Origin of the sequence: Streptomyces sp. NBC_00525 (assembly GCF_036346595.1) — a bacterium.
Taxonomy (GTDB): Bacteria; Actinomycetota; Actinomycetes; order Streptomycetales; family Streptomycetaceae; genus Streptomyces.
In genome coordinates this window covers 3,284,445-3,298,839 of sequence record NZ_CP107834.1, presented here as the reverse complement: position 1 = coordinate 3,298,839, position 14,395 = coordinate 3,284,445, and the positions used below count along the sequence as shown (strand labels likewise).

Genomic DNA, 14,395 nt, shown 5'->3' with positions numbered 1-14,395 from the left:
GTGCCGCTGGTCTCCGTCGCGGCCGTCGTGCCGCTGTACGCGGTGTGGGCCGCGTTCCTGGCCACCGGGGGCGGCGACCTCGCCGCGCAGTACGCCTGGGCCGGGTTCACCGCACGCCATCCGGGCTCGGCGTACAACCTGTCGTGGTACGGCGGGACGCACACCGCCAACTACAGCGTCTTCTCCACGTACGCCATGGCCCTGCTCGGGGTGCGGACCGTGTCCGTCGCGTCCGGGCTCGCCGCCACCTGGCTGCTGGCCCGCCTGTTCGTGCGTACGGGCATGCGCCACGCGCTCGCGCCCGCGCTGCTCGGCGCGTTCGCCCTGTGGTGCGACGTCGCTTCGGGGCGTACGACGTTCGCCCTGGGTGTCGCCCTGGCGCTCGTCGCCTGCCGGTACGCCGGCCGGGCCCCGGTCGCCGCGGCGGCGGGGGCGCTCGCGACGATGGCGAGCCCGGTAGCCGGGCTGTTCCTGGTCGTCGTCGGCGCGGCGTATCTGCTGGACCGCCGGTGGCGGACGGGGGCCGTGCTCGTCGTCCCGTTCTTCGCGGTCGTCGGGGCCACCACGCTGCTGTTCCCGTTCACCGGCGAACAGCCCATGCACGCCAACCGGTTGTGGGTGCCGCTCCTGGTCTGCGCGGTGCTCGTGGCGGCGGCGCCCCGCACACGGGAGTGGCGGGTGACGCGGTACGGGACCGCCGTGTACGCGGCCGGGGTGCTGCTCACGTTCCTCGTGGCGTCACCGATCGGCACGAACGTGGAGCGGCTGCTCGGCCTGGTCGCGGTGCCGGTGCTGTGCGCGGCGGCCCTCGACACGCGCCGGGCCGGGGCTCGGGCGTGTACGTGGGTGCTGGCCGCCGCCTGCGTCCTGTCCGGGCTCTGGCTCGTCGACAAGACGGTGGACGACCTGCGCGTCTCCACCGCCGTGCCGGCCTGGGCCGCCCGGACCGAGGGCGTCACCGCCGCGCTGGACCGGCTGGGCGCCGGCCGGGTCCGCGTGGAGGCCGTGCCCGCGCGCAACCACCGCGAGGCGGCCGTGCTCGCCCCGTACGTCAGCCTGGCACGCGGCTGGAACCGGCAGCTCGACGTCGAGCGCGGGCGGCTGTTCTACGAGGGCGAGCTGACCCCGGCCCGCTACCGGGCCTGGCTCGACCGCTGGGCGGTGGGCCTCGTCGCCGTCCCGCACACCCGGCCGGACGGCCCGGCGGAGGCCGAAGCGGCCCTGGTCGCGGGCGGGCTGCCGTGGCTGGACCGGGTCTGGCAGGACGACGGCTGGACGGTCTACCGGGTGCGGAACGCCACCCCGCTCACCACCCCGCCCGCCGCGGTCACCGCCGCCGACGACGCGACCCTGACCCTGCGCATGTCCCGCCCCGGCACGACCGTCATCCGCATCGCGCACTCCCCCTGGCTCCGCGTCCACGGCCCCGCCGGAGCCTGCCTGAGCCGGTCCGGCGAGTGGACGCGCCTGACGGTCCGGCAGCCGGGCACGTACCGCCTGGACTCCGCCTACGGACTGGGCCGTTTCGGCGGCGGATGCTGAACCCGATCGCCGGTGCTGCGCGGTGCGGGATGGGCAGGTCTTCAGTCGGCCAGCAGGGCCCGGGTCCACTCGTGTGCGCGTTGCTCGATGTAGTCGGCGTCGTTTCGCCAGACGTCGCCGTGGCCCTCTGCCCAGAGTCTCGACCACGGCTGCGCGCCCAGGGCCGCCTGGTCGCGCAGGAAGTCGTACATGGAACGCGTACGTCGCGCCAGCAGCGGGACCAGCTCGCGGCGTTCCGCTTCGTCGAGGCCGTAGGCGTTGACGAAGACCGCGAGCCGGTCCGCGGCGTCCCGGCGTTGCCACTCGGGGTCTGCGGACATCGGTACGAACGCGTGGATGGCGTAGGCGATGTCCCACAGGCGGGTGCCGGGGCCCGCGCAGTCCCAGTCGATGAAGGCCCACTGGGTGTCGTCCCCGATGACGAGGTTCCACGGCGCCAGATCGTGATGGGCGATGATGTCGGCGCCGTCGGCGGGGATCAGTTGCTGCCAGCGGGCGTCGGGCGGTGGGCTGAAACCCTGGACCGCGTCGTGGAACTCCCTGATCAGCCGGGCGACGCGGGCCAGCCGGGGAGCCGGGTCCAGGTGGGAGAACCGGTCGGGCCAGATCATGTGCCCCGGCATGAAGGTCAGGACCTCGCGCCCCTGGTCGTCGATGCCCAGCGGGCGGGGTGCCGCCCCGAAACCCACCTCGTGCAGGTGGGTGAGCAGGGCGTGTACCGCCGGGGTCCACGGTCCGGCAGGACGCCGGACGGTGTCTCCGACGCGGACGACTCCCTGGCTGACGTTCCCGCCGGACAACGGCTCTTCCTCGGGCTGCATCGGATCAGTGTGCCGGGCCGGCGGCGCGCGATCACCGCATTATCGGGCGGCCAGGTCCGCCTTCGCCGCCGGCCACTCGTCCGCGAGGAGCGAGAAGTACACCGTGTCGCGCCAGGTGCCGTCCTGGCGGCGGCGGTGCCGGCGGAGGGTGCCCTCGCGGCGGGCACCCAGGCGGGCGATCGCGGCCTGGGAGCGGTGGTTGAGGTGGTCCGTCTTGAGCTGGACGCGGCCCATGGCCAGGTCCTCGAAGGCGTGGGTCAGCAGCAGGAGCTTGGTCTCCGTGTTGACGGCGGTCCGCCAGTAGGCGCGCCCGTACCAGGTCCAGCCGATCTCCAGGCGCTCGTTCGCCACGTCGATGTCCATGTACGTGGTCCAGCCGACCGCCCGCCCGGTCTCCAGGTGGATGACGGCGAAGGGAAGGTAGGACGGGTCCGCGAGCAGGGCGGTCAGGGTGGCTTCCAGGTCCTGCGGGGTGCGCGGGGCCGGGGTGCCGAGCCAGCGCCAGACGTCGTCGTCGTTGCCGCCGGCGGCGAAGAGGTCGTCCAGGTGGGCGGGGGTGAGCGGTTCCAGGCGGACATGGCGGCCGGTCAGGATCACGGGGTGCGGGCTCTTTGCGGGCATGACCGGCAGCCTAACGGCCTATGCACTAGCGTCAAGCCAGTTTCGTACTAGTGCGATGAGCCGTGGCGGTTGCCGGTGTCCTCCGTGGTCGCTTCCCCGTCGCGCCCGGCCGCCTCGCGCATGGCCGCGGCCATCGACCGGATCTCCGGCAGCTCGTCGTACAGCGCCTGGCCGGGACAGCGTGTGCGGTACGTGTCGCGGTGGCCGGAGATGACGTTCAGGACGGCCACCTCGCCCTTGGGGTAGCGGCTCGCGTCGTTCGTGGAGCGCAGGCGCACCTTGCCGCGCGGGTCCTCGCCCGGCAGCAGCTTCCAGGCCGCGAGGGCGGCCAGCGAGCGGACGACGGCGGCCGGGACCTTCTCCCCGTCGTGGTAGTCGCCGAGGACCGCGATGCCCACGCTGTCGGCGTTGAAGCCGGTGGTGTGCGCGCCGCGCACGGAGCGGGTGATGCCGCCCGCGCGGCCCTCGTAGATCGTGCCGCAGCGGTCGACCAGGAAGTTGTAGCCGATGTCGTCCCAGCCCCGGCCGTTGATGTGGGCCTCCTCGACGTTGCGGATCAGCTCGGGCGCCTCGGCGCAGTCGTAGTCGCTGGTCTCGCCCGTGTGGTGGATGAAGACCGCCCGCACGGCGCCCGTGTAGGCGGCGTGCTCCCGGACGATGGACTCGTCCGCGTGCCAGGCCGCCCGGCTGACGACGACGGGCTGGGGGGCGGCGGCCGCCCGCGGGTGGGAAGCGGTACGGGGCGGCTCGGCCAGGATGTGGGGCACCGGGGCGTCCCGCGGCACCAGCAGGGCCAGCGGGAGGACCGCGGCACCCAGCCATATTCGGTGGGGCCACATGGCTCCACCCTGCGGCTTCACCGCCCGGCCCGCAGGCGAGGTGGCCGATCGGGTGAAATCGGGCCGCTGCCGGAATAAGGGCGGTGCGCCGGGGAAGACAGCGGCCGCGCGGTCCGGTGCTGCGTGGCCCGGCGATATCCTGGGGGCAGCAGGGGCCCGTGCGGCCGCTGCGCGGCGGTGGGGCCCGCCGTACCCGAACCGCGGACGCCGAAAACGCGCCCGCCAACGGTCCCTACTTGCGCAGAAGCGCGCCCGCGCCCGGCGGGCGCCCCGGCAGGTAGGAGACGTATGCCCGGCACCAGCACCGGCACCGGCACCGGCACCGGCACCGGCACGAAAACCGGCCCCCGCACCGGCAACCCGCAGACCGCGATCGTCGCCGTCGTCGCGCTCGGCGGGGTGATCGGGGCGTCCGCGCGGTACGGGGCGTCCCTGCTGTGGCCCACCGAAGCCGGCGGATTCCCCTGGACGACGCTCGTCGTCAATGTGATCGGCTGCGCGGTGATCGGCGTGTTCATGGTGGTGATCACCGAGGCGTGGGCGGCGCACCGGCTGGTGCGGCCGTTCTTCGGGACCGGGGTGCTCGGCGGGTTCACCACCTTCTCCACGTACGCGGTGGACATCGAACGCCTCGTGGCGAAGGGGCGGGCCGGCACCGGCCTTGCCTATCTGGGAGTGACGCTGCTCGCGGCCCTCGCGGCGGTGTGGAGCGCGGTGTGGCTGACGCGCCGCGCACTCGCGTGGAGGCGGACATGACCACCACAGCGGACATGACCACCCCAGACGGAACCCCGGCCACCGGACCGGGGCTGCGGCTGACCGTCCTCGTCGGCGAGTCCGCCACCTGGCACCACCGGCCCCTCTACACGGAGATCGTGCACCGGGCGCATGCCGCCGGGCTCGCCGGGGCGAGCGTGTTCCGGGGCATCGAGGGCTTCGGCGCCTCCTCGATGATCCACACCCAGCGGCTGCTCTCGCTGAGCGAGGACCTGCCGGTGGCGGTGGTCATCGTGGACGCGGAGGCGGCCGTACGCGCGTTCCTGCCGCGGATCGCGGAGCTGACCGGCGGCCGCACGGTCACGCTGGACGCCTGCGAGATCGTGCGCACCGGGGCCCCCGGCATACCGGAGGAGCGGCGGTGAACTGGCTCCTGGTGATCGCCGGCGCGGCCGTCGGCGCCCCGCTGCGCTATCTGACCGACCGGGCCGTGCAGTCCCGCCACGACACCGTCTTCCCGTGGGGTACGTTCACCGTCAACATGGCCGGCTGCCTGGTGCTGGGGCTGCTCACCGGCGCGGCGGCGGCCGGGGCCGCCTCCTCCCAGCTGCGGCTGCTGCTCGGCACCGGGTTCTGCGGGGCGCTGAGCACGTACTCCACGTTCAGCTACGAGACGCTGCGGCTGGCGCAGGACGGGGCCCGGCTCTACGCGGCGGCCAACGCCGTGGCGAGCGTGGCCGTGGGGCTCGGCGCGGCCTTCGCGGGCGTCACGCTCGCCGAGGCGCTCTGGACCTGACCCGGCCGCCCCGCGAGGAGCCGCGCCCGGTGCGCTCGGAGGGCGGGGCGGCGATGGTGACGGGCACGCCGGAGGGGGCCTGCGCGCCGGTGATCCGGCTCAGCTCCTCCCCGCCGGAGCGGACCTCGGCGATGTGCGGGGTGATGCCCGCGTCGGCCATCAGCCGGGTCATCTCGCGGCGCTGGTTGGGCAGCACCAGCGTGACGACGCTGCCGGACTCCCCGGCCCGCGCGGTGCGCCCGCCCCGGTGCAGGTAGTCCTTGTGGTCGCCGGGCGGATCGACGTTGACGACGAGGTCGAGGTTGTCGATGTGGATGCCGCGCGCCGCGACGTTGGTCGCCACCAGGACCGTGACGTGCCCGGTCTTGAAGCGCTCCAGGGTCCGGTTGCGCTGCGGCTGGGACTTCCCGCCGTGCAGCGCCGCCGCCCGGACGCCGCTGTTCAGCAGGTGCTCGGTCAGCTCGTCCACGGCGTGCTTGGTGTCCAGGAACATGATCACCCGGCCGTCGCGCGCGGCGATCTCCGTCGTGGTGGCGTACTTGTCGGAGCCGCGTACGTACAGCACGTGGTGCTCCATCGTCGTCACGGCACCGGCCGCCGGGTCCACCGAGTGGACCACCGGGTCGTTCAGGTAGCGGCGGACGAGCAGGTCCACATTGCGGTCCAGGGTGGCCGAGAACAGCATCCGCTGGCCGTCCCTCGGGACCTGGTTGAGCAGCTGGGTGACCTGGGGCATGAAGCCCATGTCGGCCATCTGGTCCGCCTCGTCCAGCACCGTCACCGCGACCCGGTCCAGGAAGCAGTCGCCGCGCTCGATGAGGTCCTTCAGGCGCCCCGGCGTGGCCACGACGATGTCCGTGCCGCCGCGCAGCGCGGCCGTCTGGCGGCCGATGGACATGCCGCCGACGACGGTGGCCAGCCGCAGCCGCAGCGGCTTCGCGTACGGGGTCAGCGCGGCCGTCACCTGCTGGGCCAGCTCGCGGGTGGGCACCAGGACCAGGGCCAGCGGGTGCCGGGCCTCGGCGCGGCGGCCCGCCGTGCGGGCGAGGACTGCCAGGCCGAAGGCGAGGGTCTTGCCGGAGCCGGTGCGGCCCCGGCCCAGCACGTCGCGCCCGGCCAGCGAGTTCGGCAGGGTGGCCGCCTGGATCGGGAACGGCTCGGTGACGCCCTGGGCGGCCAGCACGGCCGGCACGGCGTCCGGCAGGTCCAAATCGGCGAAGGCCGCGACGGGCGGCAGCGGCGGGGTGACGGTCTGCGGCAGCTCGAACTCGCCCTGCCGGGCGACGGGCCCGCGGGTGCGGCCGCCGGGGCGGCCCCCCTGGCCCGGCCGGCCCTGGCCGGAGCGGCCCGCGCCCCGGGAACGGAATCCGCCGCCGCCCGCTCGGGAGCCGGAGCCCGCGGCGCCCTGGCCTCGGGTACGGGAGTATCGGTCGTGGGAGCGGGGTGTGCGGTCGCGGTTCAAGCGGAACCTTTTCGTCTGGGGGCGAGGGGATGTGCCGTCGCGCGTGCGGTACGCCGTCGAAGGAAGTCGAGCGAAGTCGAAGGGAGCCGAACGAAGGGGTGCGGTCGCGCGGTCACGGACCGTGTCCTCCGTAGTCCTTCGCAGGGCTTCGTACGGGACCGGCTCCGGGTGCCGCGTCGGGCGGCTCTTTTCGATGGTAACCGGGGCGGCGGGCGCGGCAACGGGTCGCGGGCGGCCGAAACGGGCGGGTTCGTCTGCCGGGAACCGGCAACCGGTGGCGCGCCGGGGCAAGGACACTGACCGGCCGGTCAGTTGATGACTGCCGGGCGCAGGGGCCATAATGCACGGGTAGCCCTTCACGCATCCCCCGTCGTGAAGGGCTACACCCCTGTGCGGCGGAAGAGGCCGCGGCACAGCACCGTTTTCACGGGCAAGGGACTCCCCTCGTGGCCCCCTGCCCGTGTTTTTTCGAGTTAACAGTGACGTAGAGTGTTTGCGCAAGCCCGCTCCGGACACTCGATGAGACTGTTCCACTTCTCGCCATCTCCGGTCTCCCGCCCATGAGACAGCGGTCGGGCGTTCGTTACAGTACGAGCCCGTTGACCGAATCGAGCGCCGCCCCGGAACCGGACAGGGGTCTGCGGCGGACGTGAACGTGGGGGCCGGATGGACAACGGCGAAGAGCGCGCGCCGGAGCTGCGGACGCTGCGCCAGAAGGTCGAGTACATGGTCGAGAAGACCTTCCCCGGCCGCCGGATCTCGGGACGGTTCTTCGCCGACCTGGTCAGGGAGCGGGGCGGCTCGCTCTCCCACAGCTACTTCTCCAACATCCTGGCCGGCAAGGTCACCCAGCCGTCCGAGGAGATCCTCAAGGCGCTCGGCCTGGGCTTCGGCGTGGACTGGCGGTTCTTCAAGGAGGAGTCGGAGGTCGTGGACGACGTGGTGGCCGGGCTGCAGTTCCTCGCCAAGCGGCGGACCGGCGAGATCAGCGGGCTCGCCGGACGCGGCGTGAACGAGGACGGGCTGCCGCCGGAGCTGCTGCAGTTCGCGATGTCCCTGCTCCGGGACGCCGAGGACCGCAGGCCCCCGGCCGGCGGCGGGCAGCGGGACTGACCCATGTCCATGCGGAAGTTGCGCCGGGAGTGCGAGGAGGGGCTCGCGGAGCTGCCGATCCCCTCTCCGTTCTCCATACCGGGCCTGGTGGCCAACATGGAGGCGGCGCGCGGCCGGACCATCGTGCTGCACGAGCTGCCGGACCGGCTGGCGCGCGTCAACGCGCCCTGCGGGCTGCGGCTGAAGGCCGCCGACACCAGCTTCGTCCTCTACCGCAGACGCCCCACCGAGTACCAGACGCAGCACGTCATCCTGCACGAGCTGTGCCACGAGTGGTTCGACCACGGCACCTCGCTGGACGCGGAGCAGCTCCAGCGGCTGCTGCCGGTCTTCGACACCTCGCTCATCTCCCGGATGGTCGGCCCCGGCGCGGAACTGACCCCGGACGCCGTGCAGGCACGCGCGCAGTACGACACCCACGACGAACGCATGGCCGAATTCGGTGCGTCGCTCATCCCCCGCATGGCCCGCGACGTCACGAGCGATGACATGGTGGGTCGCCTCGCGAACTCGCTCTCGCGCCCGGTCGCGCACCGCCGCGGCGGCCTGTTCCGCCGGATGTGACACCCGTACCGCCGTACGCACCGCCCCGTACCGCCCGCCCTTTCTTCCCCCTACACCCGAGGACTCACGCCGTGACCCCGCTCGACCTCGCCGGCTATCTCATAGCGGGCCTGATGACAGCCGTCGCCCTCTGGCGCATGCCGGCCGCCCTGTGGGGCGACGAGGAGGACCGCAGGCGCCGGGCGCTGTGGGGCTGTTACGCGGGATTCGCCCTGGCGCTGTGGACGAAGACCCGGTTCGTGCGCGTCGGGCTCAACGACAGCCCGGTCACCGACCTCTCCGTACTCATCAAGCACTACACGGCCACCATCGCGATTCTGGCCATTCTCAGCTACATCGTGGCGATCTACGGGCAGTACGCGGACGAGGGCGACGTGCCCCGGCACGTGCGGTTCGCCCGGCTGATCCAGCAGGTGGCCACCAAGGCGTCGGTCGCCACACTGGTGCTGCTGACCGTGCTGTTCTTCACCGTCGTGGACCGTGCCACGCCCTCGGACCGCTTCGTCGCCGACCACGCCGGGCAGTGGGGCGCCACGCTGTACATGAGCGTCTTCTACCTCTATCTCGGCGCCGCGTCCGCCGTCTGCGCCTACCAGTGGGCGCTGGCCACCGCGAGCGCCCGGATGCGTCATCTGCGCGTCGGGCTCGGGATGATGACGTTCGCGATGTTCATCGGCGTCGGCTACACCGTCAGCCGCACGCTGTTCCTCTGGGTCAGCGTCGTGGACGATCCGAGCGAGTCCTTCGCGCTGCGCTTCGACGAGGTCACCGAGGCGGCCCAGGTCGTCCTCTTCGCCTTCTTCGCGGTCGGCGCCTCCGTCCCGGCCCTGAGCAACGCCCGCCGCCGCGCCAAGCTCTGGCGGGCGCAGGCGCGGCTGCACGGGCTCTGGTTCGAGCTGATGACGGCCTTCCCGGACCAGCCCTTCGAGCCCCCGCGCCCGCTGCTGCGGGAGCTGACCCGCTTCGACACCCCGGCCGACCTGCGCGTCGACCGCTGGGCCGCGGACATCGCGGACGCGGTCGAGAAGCTGCGCCACTACGTGCCGGACACCCTGCTGCCCGCCGCCGAGGCCGCCGCCGGGACCGGCCCCGGCTCGCCGCTCGCCGACGCGTACTGGATCAAGGCGGCGCTGCTGGCCCGCGACTCCGGCGCCCCGGCGGGCGAGGCGGCGGCCGTCGCCGCCCAGCACGCCACCGACCAGGACGGCGAGGTCGCCCGGCTGGTCCGGGTCGCCGCCGCCTACCGCACGCTCACCCCGGAGCGGGCCCGCCCGGTCCTGGACGCCTGCGCCGCCACGGACGAGGAGCAGCCGGCATGACCACCACCGACACCCCGGCCGCCCCCGACCACGCCCTCGCGCGCACCGTGACCGACGTCCTCCAGCCGCGCAACCTGCTCCTCGTCGGCATGCCCGGCATCGGCCTGGCGGCGGCCGGGCACTGGACCGGGCTGCTCTGGGGGCTGCTCGGCGCCCTGTGCGCGGGGATCGTGCCCGCCGGATACATCGAGTGGGAGCGCGGGCGCGGCACCTGGGGCGACCGCCACGTCGTGGACCGCACCAAGCGGGCGCCCATCTTCTTCGTCATCCTCGGCTCCATCGGCGCCGGTTCGGCGGTCATGGTGCTGGGCGGGGCACCCACCGGCATCCTGGCCGCGATGCTGGCGCTGTGGGCGATGACGGTGGTGCTGCTGGCCGTCAACACGGTGTGGAAGATCTCCGTGGACGCCTCGGTCGCCTCGGCCGTGGTCGCGCTGCTCGCCGCCGTCCACTCGCCGTGGTGGCTGTGCGGGTACGCGATGACGGCGGCCGTGTCCTGGTCGCGGGTGGCGCTCGGCTACCACACGGTCGGCCAGGTGACGGCCGGCACGGCGCTGGGCGCGGCGACGGCGGGCGCGTTCCTGTTCGTGTGAGGGGACGCGGGGTTCAGGCCTGCGGGTAGCCGTCGTCCGGTTCCTCGCGGGTCCGGGACGCCATCACCGCGATGTCGTCCTCGGCGCCCGGCGCGAAGCGCTCCAGCACCCGGTCCAGCAGGGTTTCCAGATCGCCGCTCTCCGGCAGGGTCAGCTCCGCCAGCCGGGCGACGCACGCGTCGATGTCCTCGCCGCGCCGCTCGACCAGCCCGTCGGTGTACATGAACATCACCGCGCCGGGGCCGCACTCGACCACCGTGGAGCGGTAGCCGCCGAAGCCGGTGCCGAGCGGCGGGGCCTCCGGCACCTCGCAGATCCGGGCGCCGGGCGCGCCCGGATCGAGCACGACCGGCGGCAGATGGCCCGCGCTGGCCACCTCGCACATCCCGCCGTCCCGGTCCACCACGGCGAGCAGACAGGTGGCGGCCCGGTCGATGCCGGAGCGTTCCACCATCCGGTCCAGCTGCTCCAGGATGCGGTGCGGGGGCAGTTCCTCGTCGGCCAGCAGCCGCAGCAGTGAACGGTAGTGGCTCATCGCGACGGCCGCCTCGACGCCGTGGCCCATCACATCGCCCATCGCCTTGAGGTGGCGCCCGTCCGGCAGCGGGATGACGTCGAACCAGTCGCCGCCCACCAGCACGCTGCGGTCGGCCGGCAGATAGCGGGTGGCGACCTCGATGTGCGGGTGGGGCGGCCGGGGCTCGGAGAGCAGGGAGCGCTGGAGCTCCAGGGCGATGGTGTGCTCGTGGGTGAAGCGGCGCGCGTGGTCCAGGTGGACGGCGGCCTGCCCGGCCAGTTCGCGGGCCACCACCACGTCGTCGTCCGAGAAGACCGGCGAGCCGCCGCCCCGGAACAGCGCCAGCACCCCGATCGGGGTGGAGCGCACGGAGACCGGCACCACGACCGACGAGTGCAGGCCCATGTCCCGGTACGCCTCGGCCAGTTCGGGCGTGGGGGCGGAGCGGTCCACCTGCTCGTCGTCGGCGAGGTTCTCGACGACGGCCTGGTCGGCGGCCAGGCAGCGCGGTACGGCGGAGCCCTCCCGGTGGTCCACGTAGTCGTCGGACACCGCGAACCGGCCGGCCTTCGGCCGCAGGCCGCGTACCACCGACATGGCGGCCCGCCGCAGCCGCACCACGCCGGGCGGCCCCGGGCGCACCGGCGGGGCGACGTCGCGCGGGAAGACCTCGACCACGGCGACGTCGGCGAGGCCGGGCACCACCAGCTCCGTCAGCTCGGAGCAGGTGGTGTCCATGTCCAGGGTGGTGCCGATGCGGGTGTTCGCGCTGTCCAGGAGGGAGAGGTGGCGCTGGGCCTGGGCGAGCCGGCGCTGTTCGTCGTCGGAGGCCATCACCTCCAGGACGATGCCGACGACCCCGGCGACCCGGCCGTCGACCTCCAGGCGGTGGTAGGCCCCGTGCCAGTAGACGCGGGCGGTGCCGGACTCGGCGGGCAGCCGGCCGCTGGAGGTGACCTCGCGGGCCCGGCCGTCCGCGAGCACGGCGCGCATCAGGTCCTCGCGGGCGTCGATGTCGGGCATGACCTCGCTGGGGCGGCGGCCCAGATGGGCGGAGGGCGGGATGCCGTTGTGGCGTACGAGTGACGGGTTGACGTACAGGTAGCGCAGCTCGGTGTCGAACACGGCCACGCCCGCCGTCGTGCCGTCGAGCACGGCGGCGAGCGCCGTGACGTCGATGGACGGCGGGTGGTCGGCGTACACCGGCAAGACGAACCTCCTGGGGCAGGGCACGGGCCGCCTGCTGCCCGGCCCTTCATCGTCGGCCGCCCCGCCCGCTCCCGCATCCGCAGCTCCGCCGACCGCGCGGCTCAGCGCGGCGGGTCCGCCTGCGCGTAGGAGCCCGGAGTGGTGCCGAAGGCGTGCCGGAACGACTGGATGAAGGCGCTCGGCCCGCTGTAGCCGCAGGCCACCGCCACCGAGGTGACCGAACCGCCGGAGGAGAGCAGCGTCAGCGCGTGGTGGAGCCGCAGCTGGGTGCGCCACTGCGGGAACGACATCCCGGTCTCCGCGCGGAACAGCCGGCTCAGGGTGCGGGGCGCCGCGCCGACGGCCGTGCCCAGCTCGGTGAGGGTGCGGCTGTCCGCCGGGTCGTCCCGGAGGATGCGCGCGATGTCCCGCAGGCGCGGGTCGGCCGGGGAGGGCAGGCAGACCCCGAGCGGCTCGACCCGGCGCAACTGGTCGAGGGCGACCCGTTCCAGGTTGCGCCGCTGCCGGGTGTCGAGAGCCGGTTCGGCCGCGTCGGTGAGGCAGGCGACGACCTCGCGCAGCAGCGGGGTGACGGCCAGGACGGTGGGCCGGTCGAGGCGGAGCGGATTGTCCGCCGGGGCGAAGCTCAGCGCCCGCAGCTCGGTCGGCCCGTACGCCAGATGGGCGTGGGCGACACCGGCCGGAATCCACACCGCCCGGTGCGGCGGCACGGCCCAGACGCCGGCCGGGGTGGCCACCTCCAGCACGCCGCGCGAGGGGCAGACGAGCTGGTGCTCCACGTGGTGGTGGCGGGCGATGCGCTCCTGGTGCGCGAGCGGCACCCGCGCGGGGCCGTGCAGCGTGCGGCAGGTTGTCGACATAAGTAGGCAGATTATCGCTAGCCCGCTACGGCGGCCGGCCGGAATCCTCGAAGGGACCTTCAGCGAGGAGCACCCTTCATGACCGGCCCGGCCGCCTCCCGGCAGACCCCGCCCGACCCCTCCCCTCCGACCGAATCCCCCCGGCCCCCCGCGCTCGCGTCCGACGCCCCGTCCGCCTGGCGGCGGATGCGGATGTGGGGCGCCGCGCACGCCGTGGACGACCTCTACCAGGGCCTCGTGCCCGCCTGCGTCCCGTACTTCGTGCTCGACCGGGGCTACAGCTATGTGGCCGCCTCCGGGCTCACCCTCGCGGCGGCGATCGGCAGCTCCGTGCCGCAGCCGTTCATCGGCGTCGCGGTGGACCGCTACCGGCTGCCCCGGCTGGCCCCGGCCGGGCTCGCCGTCGCCGGGATCGGGCTCGGCCTGTCGGGCCTGGTCCAGCCGTACGCCGCCGTCTGGCTGCTGATCCTGCTGTCCGGCCTCGGCGTGGCGATGTTCCATCCGGCGGCGGGCAAGGCGGCCCGCGAGGCCGCCGGGGACAGCGCCTCCGCGATGAGCGTTTTCGCGGCGGGCGGCAGCGTCGGCTTCTTCCTGGCGCCGGTCCTGGCGACCCCGGCGCTCGTGGCGATGGGAGTGGGGGCGACGGCGCTGTTCATCCCGCCCGCGGTCCTGATGGCCTTCGTGCTGCTGCGGCACCGCCCGGCGGCGGCCCCGGTGCGCCGGGCCGGCCGGGAGGGGCGGGACCGGTGGCGTCCGTTCCTCTTCCTCACCGGCATCGAGGTGGTGCGCTCGGTGGCGTTCTTCGGGGCGATCACCTTCATCGAGCTGTTCTGGATTCGCCATCTGCACTCCGGCCGGGGCATCGCGGGCGTCGCGCTCGCCTGCTTCCTCGTCGGCGGGGTCGCCGGGACGCTGCTCGGCGGCCGGATCGCGGACCGCGTCGGCATGGTCCGTACGGTCCAGCTGGGCGGGCTCGCCGCCGTACCGGCGCTGATCGCGCTGCGGCTGACCCCCGGCACCGTGCTGCCGCTGGTCTTCGCGGTCCTGGCGGGGCTCGCGCTCAACGTGCCGTTCGCCGTCCTGGTGAAGCTCGGCCAGGACTATCTGCCCGGCCGCCCCGGCACGGCCGCCGGGGTCACGCTGGGCCTGGCCGTCAGCATCGGCGGGCTGATCGCCCCGGCGCTGGGCGCGGCGGCCGAAGCGTACGGGCCGCAGGGCGTGTTCACGATCCTGTGCGCCATCCCGGTCGTCGCGGTGCTTCTGGGACTCTTCCTCACCGAACCGGAACCGCAGGCGGGCGACTGACCGTCCCCTGTGACGAAGGCGCGCCGGGGGGCCTTGCGGCCGCCCGGCACTCCGGCATCCACGAGGAGTCGAAGATTGCCGGGTTCCGGCAGTGTTGCCACGGGGGCACGTATGGGA

The 14,395-nt window shown here is 73.9% G+C and carries 15 protein-coding genes; 9 read left to right on the top strand and 6 right to left on the bottom strand.

The annotated features are described in order from the left end of the window. Nucleotides 1–1,542, top strand: a complete 1,542-nt coding sequence (locus OG710_RS14470) for a hypothetical protein (RefSeq protein ID WP_330242253.1) — start codon at nucleotides 1–3, stop codon at nucleotides 1,540–1,542. A 41-nt stretch (nucleotides 1,543–1,583) separates the two neighbouring features. Here the strand turns inward: OG710_RS14470 and OG710_RS14465 are convergent, their stop codons facing one another. Genes OG710_RS14465 through OG710_RS14455 form a run of 3 tightly spaced genes read right to left on the bottom strand, consistent with a single transcriptional unit; the run spans nucleotide 1,584 to nucleotide 3,823 of the window. Further along, nucleotides 1,584–2,363 carry a phosphotransferase enzyme family protein gene (locus OG710_RS14465; RefSeq protein ID WP_330239699.1) on the bottom strand — a complete coding sequence of 260 codons (780 nt, stop codon included), beginning with the start codon at nucleotides 2,361–2,363 and terminating at the stop codon, nucleotides 1,584–1,586. A gap of 39 nt (nucleotides 2,364–2,402) precedes the next feature. Further along, entirely contained in the window at nucleotides 2,403–2,984 is a 582-nt protein-coding gene (locus OG710_RS14460) for a GNAT family N-acetyltransferase (protein WP_330239698.1), read from the bottom strand. A gap of 47 nt (nucleotides 2,985–3,031) precedes the next feature. After that, nucleotides 3,032–3,823, bottom strand: coding sequence for an N-acetylmuramoyl-L-alanine amidase (locus tag OG710_RS14455; protein ID WP_330239697.1), 792 nt, complete (start codon nucleotides 3,821–3,823; stop codon nucleotides 3,032–3,034). A 288-nt stretch (nucleotides 3,824–4,111) separates the two neighbouring features. On the opposite strand from OG710_RS14455, the gene crcB (OG710_RS14450) reads away from it, so the two are divergent. Genes crcB (OG710_RS14450) through crcB (OG710_RS14440) form a run of 3 tightly spaced genes read left to right on the top strand, consistent with a single transcriptional unit; the run spans nucleotide 4,112 to nucleotide 5,336 of the window. Further along, nucleotides 4,112–4,579 carry a fluoride efflux transporter CrcB gene (gene crcB / locus OG710_RS14450; RefSeq protein WP_443064258.1) on the top strand — a complete coding sequence of 156 codons (468 nt, stop codon included), beginning with the start codon at nucleotides 4,112–4,114 and terminating at the stop codon, nucleotides 4,577–4,579. Continuing rightward, nucleotides 4,576–4,965, top strand: a complete 390-nt coding sequence (locus tag OG710_RS14445; protein ID WP_443064257.1) for a DUF190 domain-containing protein — start codon at nucleotides 4,576–4,578, stop codon at nucleotides 4,963–4,965. The genes crcB (OG710_RS14450) and OG710_RS14445 overlap by 4 nt, the downstream gene beginning before the upstream one ends. Continuing rightward, nucleotides 4,962–5,336 (top strand): fluoride efflux transporter CrcB, encoded by a 375-nt coding sequence (crcB, locus tag OG710_RS14440; protein ID WP_111329899.1) that lies wholly within the window; start codon nucleotides 4,962–4,964, stop codon nucleotides 5,334–5,336. The genes OG710_RS14445 and crcB (OG710_RS14440) overlap by 4 nt, the downstream gene beginning before the upstream one ends. On the opposite strand, the gene OG710_RS14435 is transcribed toward crcB (OG710_RS14440), so the two are convergent. After that, entirely contained in the window at nucleotides 5,308–6,798 is a 1,491-nt protein-coding gene (locus OG710_RS14435; protein ID WP_330239696.1) for a DEAD/DEAH box helicase, read from the bottom strand. The genes crcB (OG710_RS14440) and OG710_RS14435 overlap by 29 nt on opposite strands. A gap of 666 nt (nucleotides 6,799–7,464) precedes the next feature. On the opposite strand from OG710_RS14435, the gene OG710_RS14430 reads away from it, so the two are divergent. The 4 genes from OG710_RS14430 to OG710_RS14415 all read left to right on the top strand — a co-directional run bounded on the left by OG710_RS14430 (nucleotide 7,465) and on the right by OG710_RS14415 (nucleotide 10,387). Continuing rightward, nucleotides 7,465–7,911 carry a hypothetical protein gene (locus OG710_RS14430; protein WP_330239695.1) on the top strand — a complete coding sequence of 149 codons (447 nt, stop codon included), beginning with the start codon at nucleotides 7,465–7,467 and terminating at the stop codon, nucleotides 7,909–7,911. Between the two features lie 3 nt (nucleotides 7,912–7,914). Next, on the top strand, nucleotides 7,915–8,475 hold the full coding sequence (locus tag OG710_RS14425) for a toxin (protein ID WP_330239694.1): 561 nt from the start codon (nucleotides 7,915–7,917) through the stop codon (nucleotides 8,473–8,475). A 71-nt stretch (nucleotides 8,476–8,546) separates the two neighbouring features. Beyond that, complete coding sequence (locus OG710_RS14420; RefSeq protein WP_330239693.1) at nucleotides 8,547–9,794, top strand: MAB_1171c family putative transporter; 1,248 nt, start codon at nucleotides 8,547–8,549, stop codon at nucleotides 9,792–9,794. Beyond that, nucleotides 9,791–10,387 (top strand): hypothetical protein, encoded by a 597-nt coding sequence (locus OG710_RS14415; protein WP_330239692.1) that lies wholly within the window; start codon nucleotides 9,791–9,793, stop codon nucleotides 10,385–10,387. Before OG710_RS14420 ends, OG710_RS14415 begins: the two co-directional genes overlap by 4 nt. 13 nt (nucleotides 10,388–10,400) lie before the next feature. Here the strand turns inward: OG710_RS14415 and OG710_RS14410 are convergent, their stop codons facing one another. Together OG710_RS14410 and OG710_RS14405 are read right to left on the bottom strand one after the other, a co-directional pair. Further along, nucleotides 10,401–12,113: a SpoIIE family protein phosphatase gene (locus tag OG710_RS14410; protein ID WP_330239691.1), complete on the bottom strand. Its 1,713-nt coding sequence runs from the start codon at nucleotides 12,111–12,113 to the stop codon at nucleotides 10,401–10,403. A 101-nt stretch (nucleotides 12,114–12,214) separates the two neighbouring features. Beyond that, nucleotides 12,215–12,973, bottom strand: coding sequence for an AraC family transcriptional regulator (locus OG710_RS14405; protein ID WP_330239690.1), 759 nt, complete (start codon nucleotides 12,971–12,973; stop codon nucleotides 12,215–12,217). Between the two features lie 192 nt (nucleotides 12,974–13,165). Between OG710_RS14405 and OG710_RS14400 the strand changes: the two genes are divergently transcribed. Further along, a complete protein-coding gene (locus OG710_RS14400; RefSeq protein WP_330242250.1) occupies nucleotides 13,166–14,278 on the top strand; it encodes an MFS transporter in 1,113 nt (370 codons plus the stop codon). Nucleotides 14,279–14,395: the final 117 nt, after the last annotated feature.

Excerpts from the sequence above, each read along its gene's own strand:
- OG710_RS14460 (WP_330239698.1), bottom strand. The coding sequence starts at position 2,984 with ATGCCCGCAAAGAGCCCGCACCCCGTGATCCTGACCGGCCGCCATGTC.
- crcB (WP_443064258.1), top strand. The coding sequence starts at position 4,112 with ATGCCCGGCACCAGCACCGGCACCGGCACCGGCACCGGCACCGGCACG.
- OG710_RS14430 (WP_330239695.1), top strand. The coding sequence starts at position 7,465 with ATGGACAACGGCGAAGAGCGCGCGCCGGAGCTGCGGACGCTGCGCCAG.
- OG710_RS14415 (WP_330239692.1), top strand. The coding sequence starts at position 9,791 with ATGACCACCACCGACACCCCGGCCGCCCCCGACCACGCCCTCGCGCGC.
- OG710_RS14425 (WP_330239694.1), top strand. The coding sequence starts at position 7,915 with ATGTCCATGCGGAAGTTGCGCCGGGAGTGCGAGGAGGGGCTCGCGGAG.
- OG710_RS14445 (WP_443064257.1), top strand. The coding sequence starts at position 4,576 with ATGACCACCACAGCGGACATGACCACCCCAGACGGAACCCCGGCCACC.
- OG710_RS14400 (WP_330242250.1), top strand. The coding sequence starts at position 13,166 with ATGTGGGGCGCCGCGCACGCCGTGGACGACCTCTACCAGGGCCTCGTG.
- OG710_RS14455 (WP_330239697.1), bottom strand. The coding sequence starts at position 3,823 with ATGTGGCCCCACCGAATATGGCTGGGTGCCGCGGTCCTCCCGCTGGCC.
- OG710_RS14405 (WP_330239690.1), bottom strand. The coding sequence starts at position 12,973 with ATGTCGACAACCTGCCGCACGCTGCACGGCCCCGCGCGGGTGCCGCTC.
- OG710_RS14465 (WP_330239699.1), bottom strand. The coding sequence starts at position 2,363 with ATGCAGCCCGAGGAAGAGCCGTTGTCCGGCGGGAACGTCAGCCAGGGA.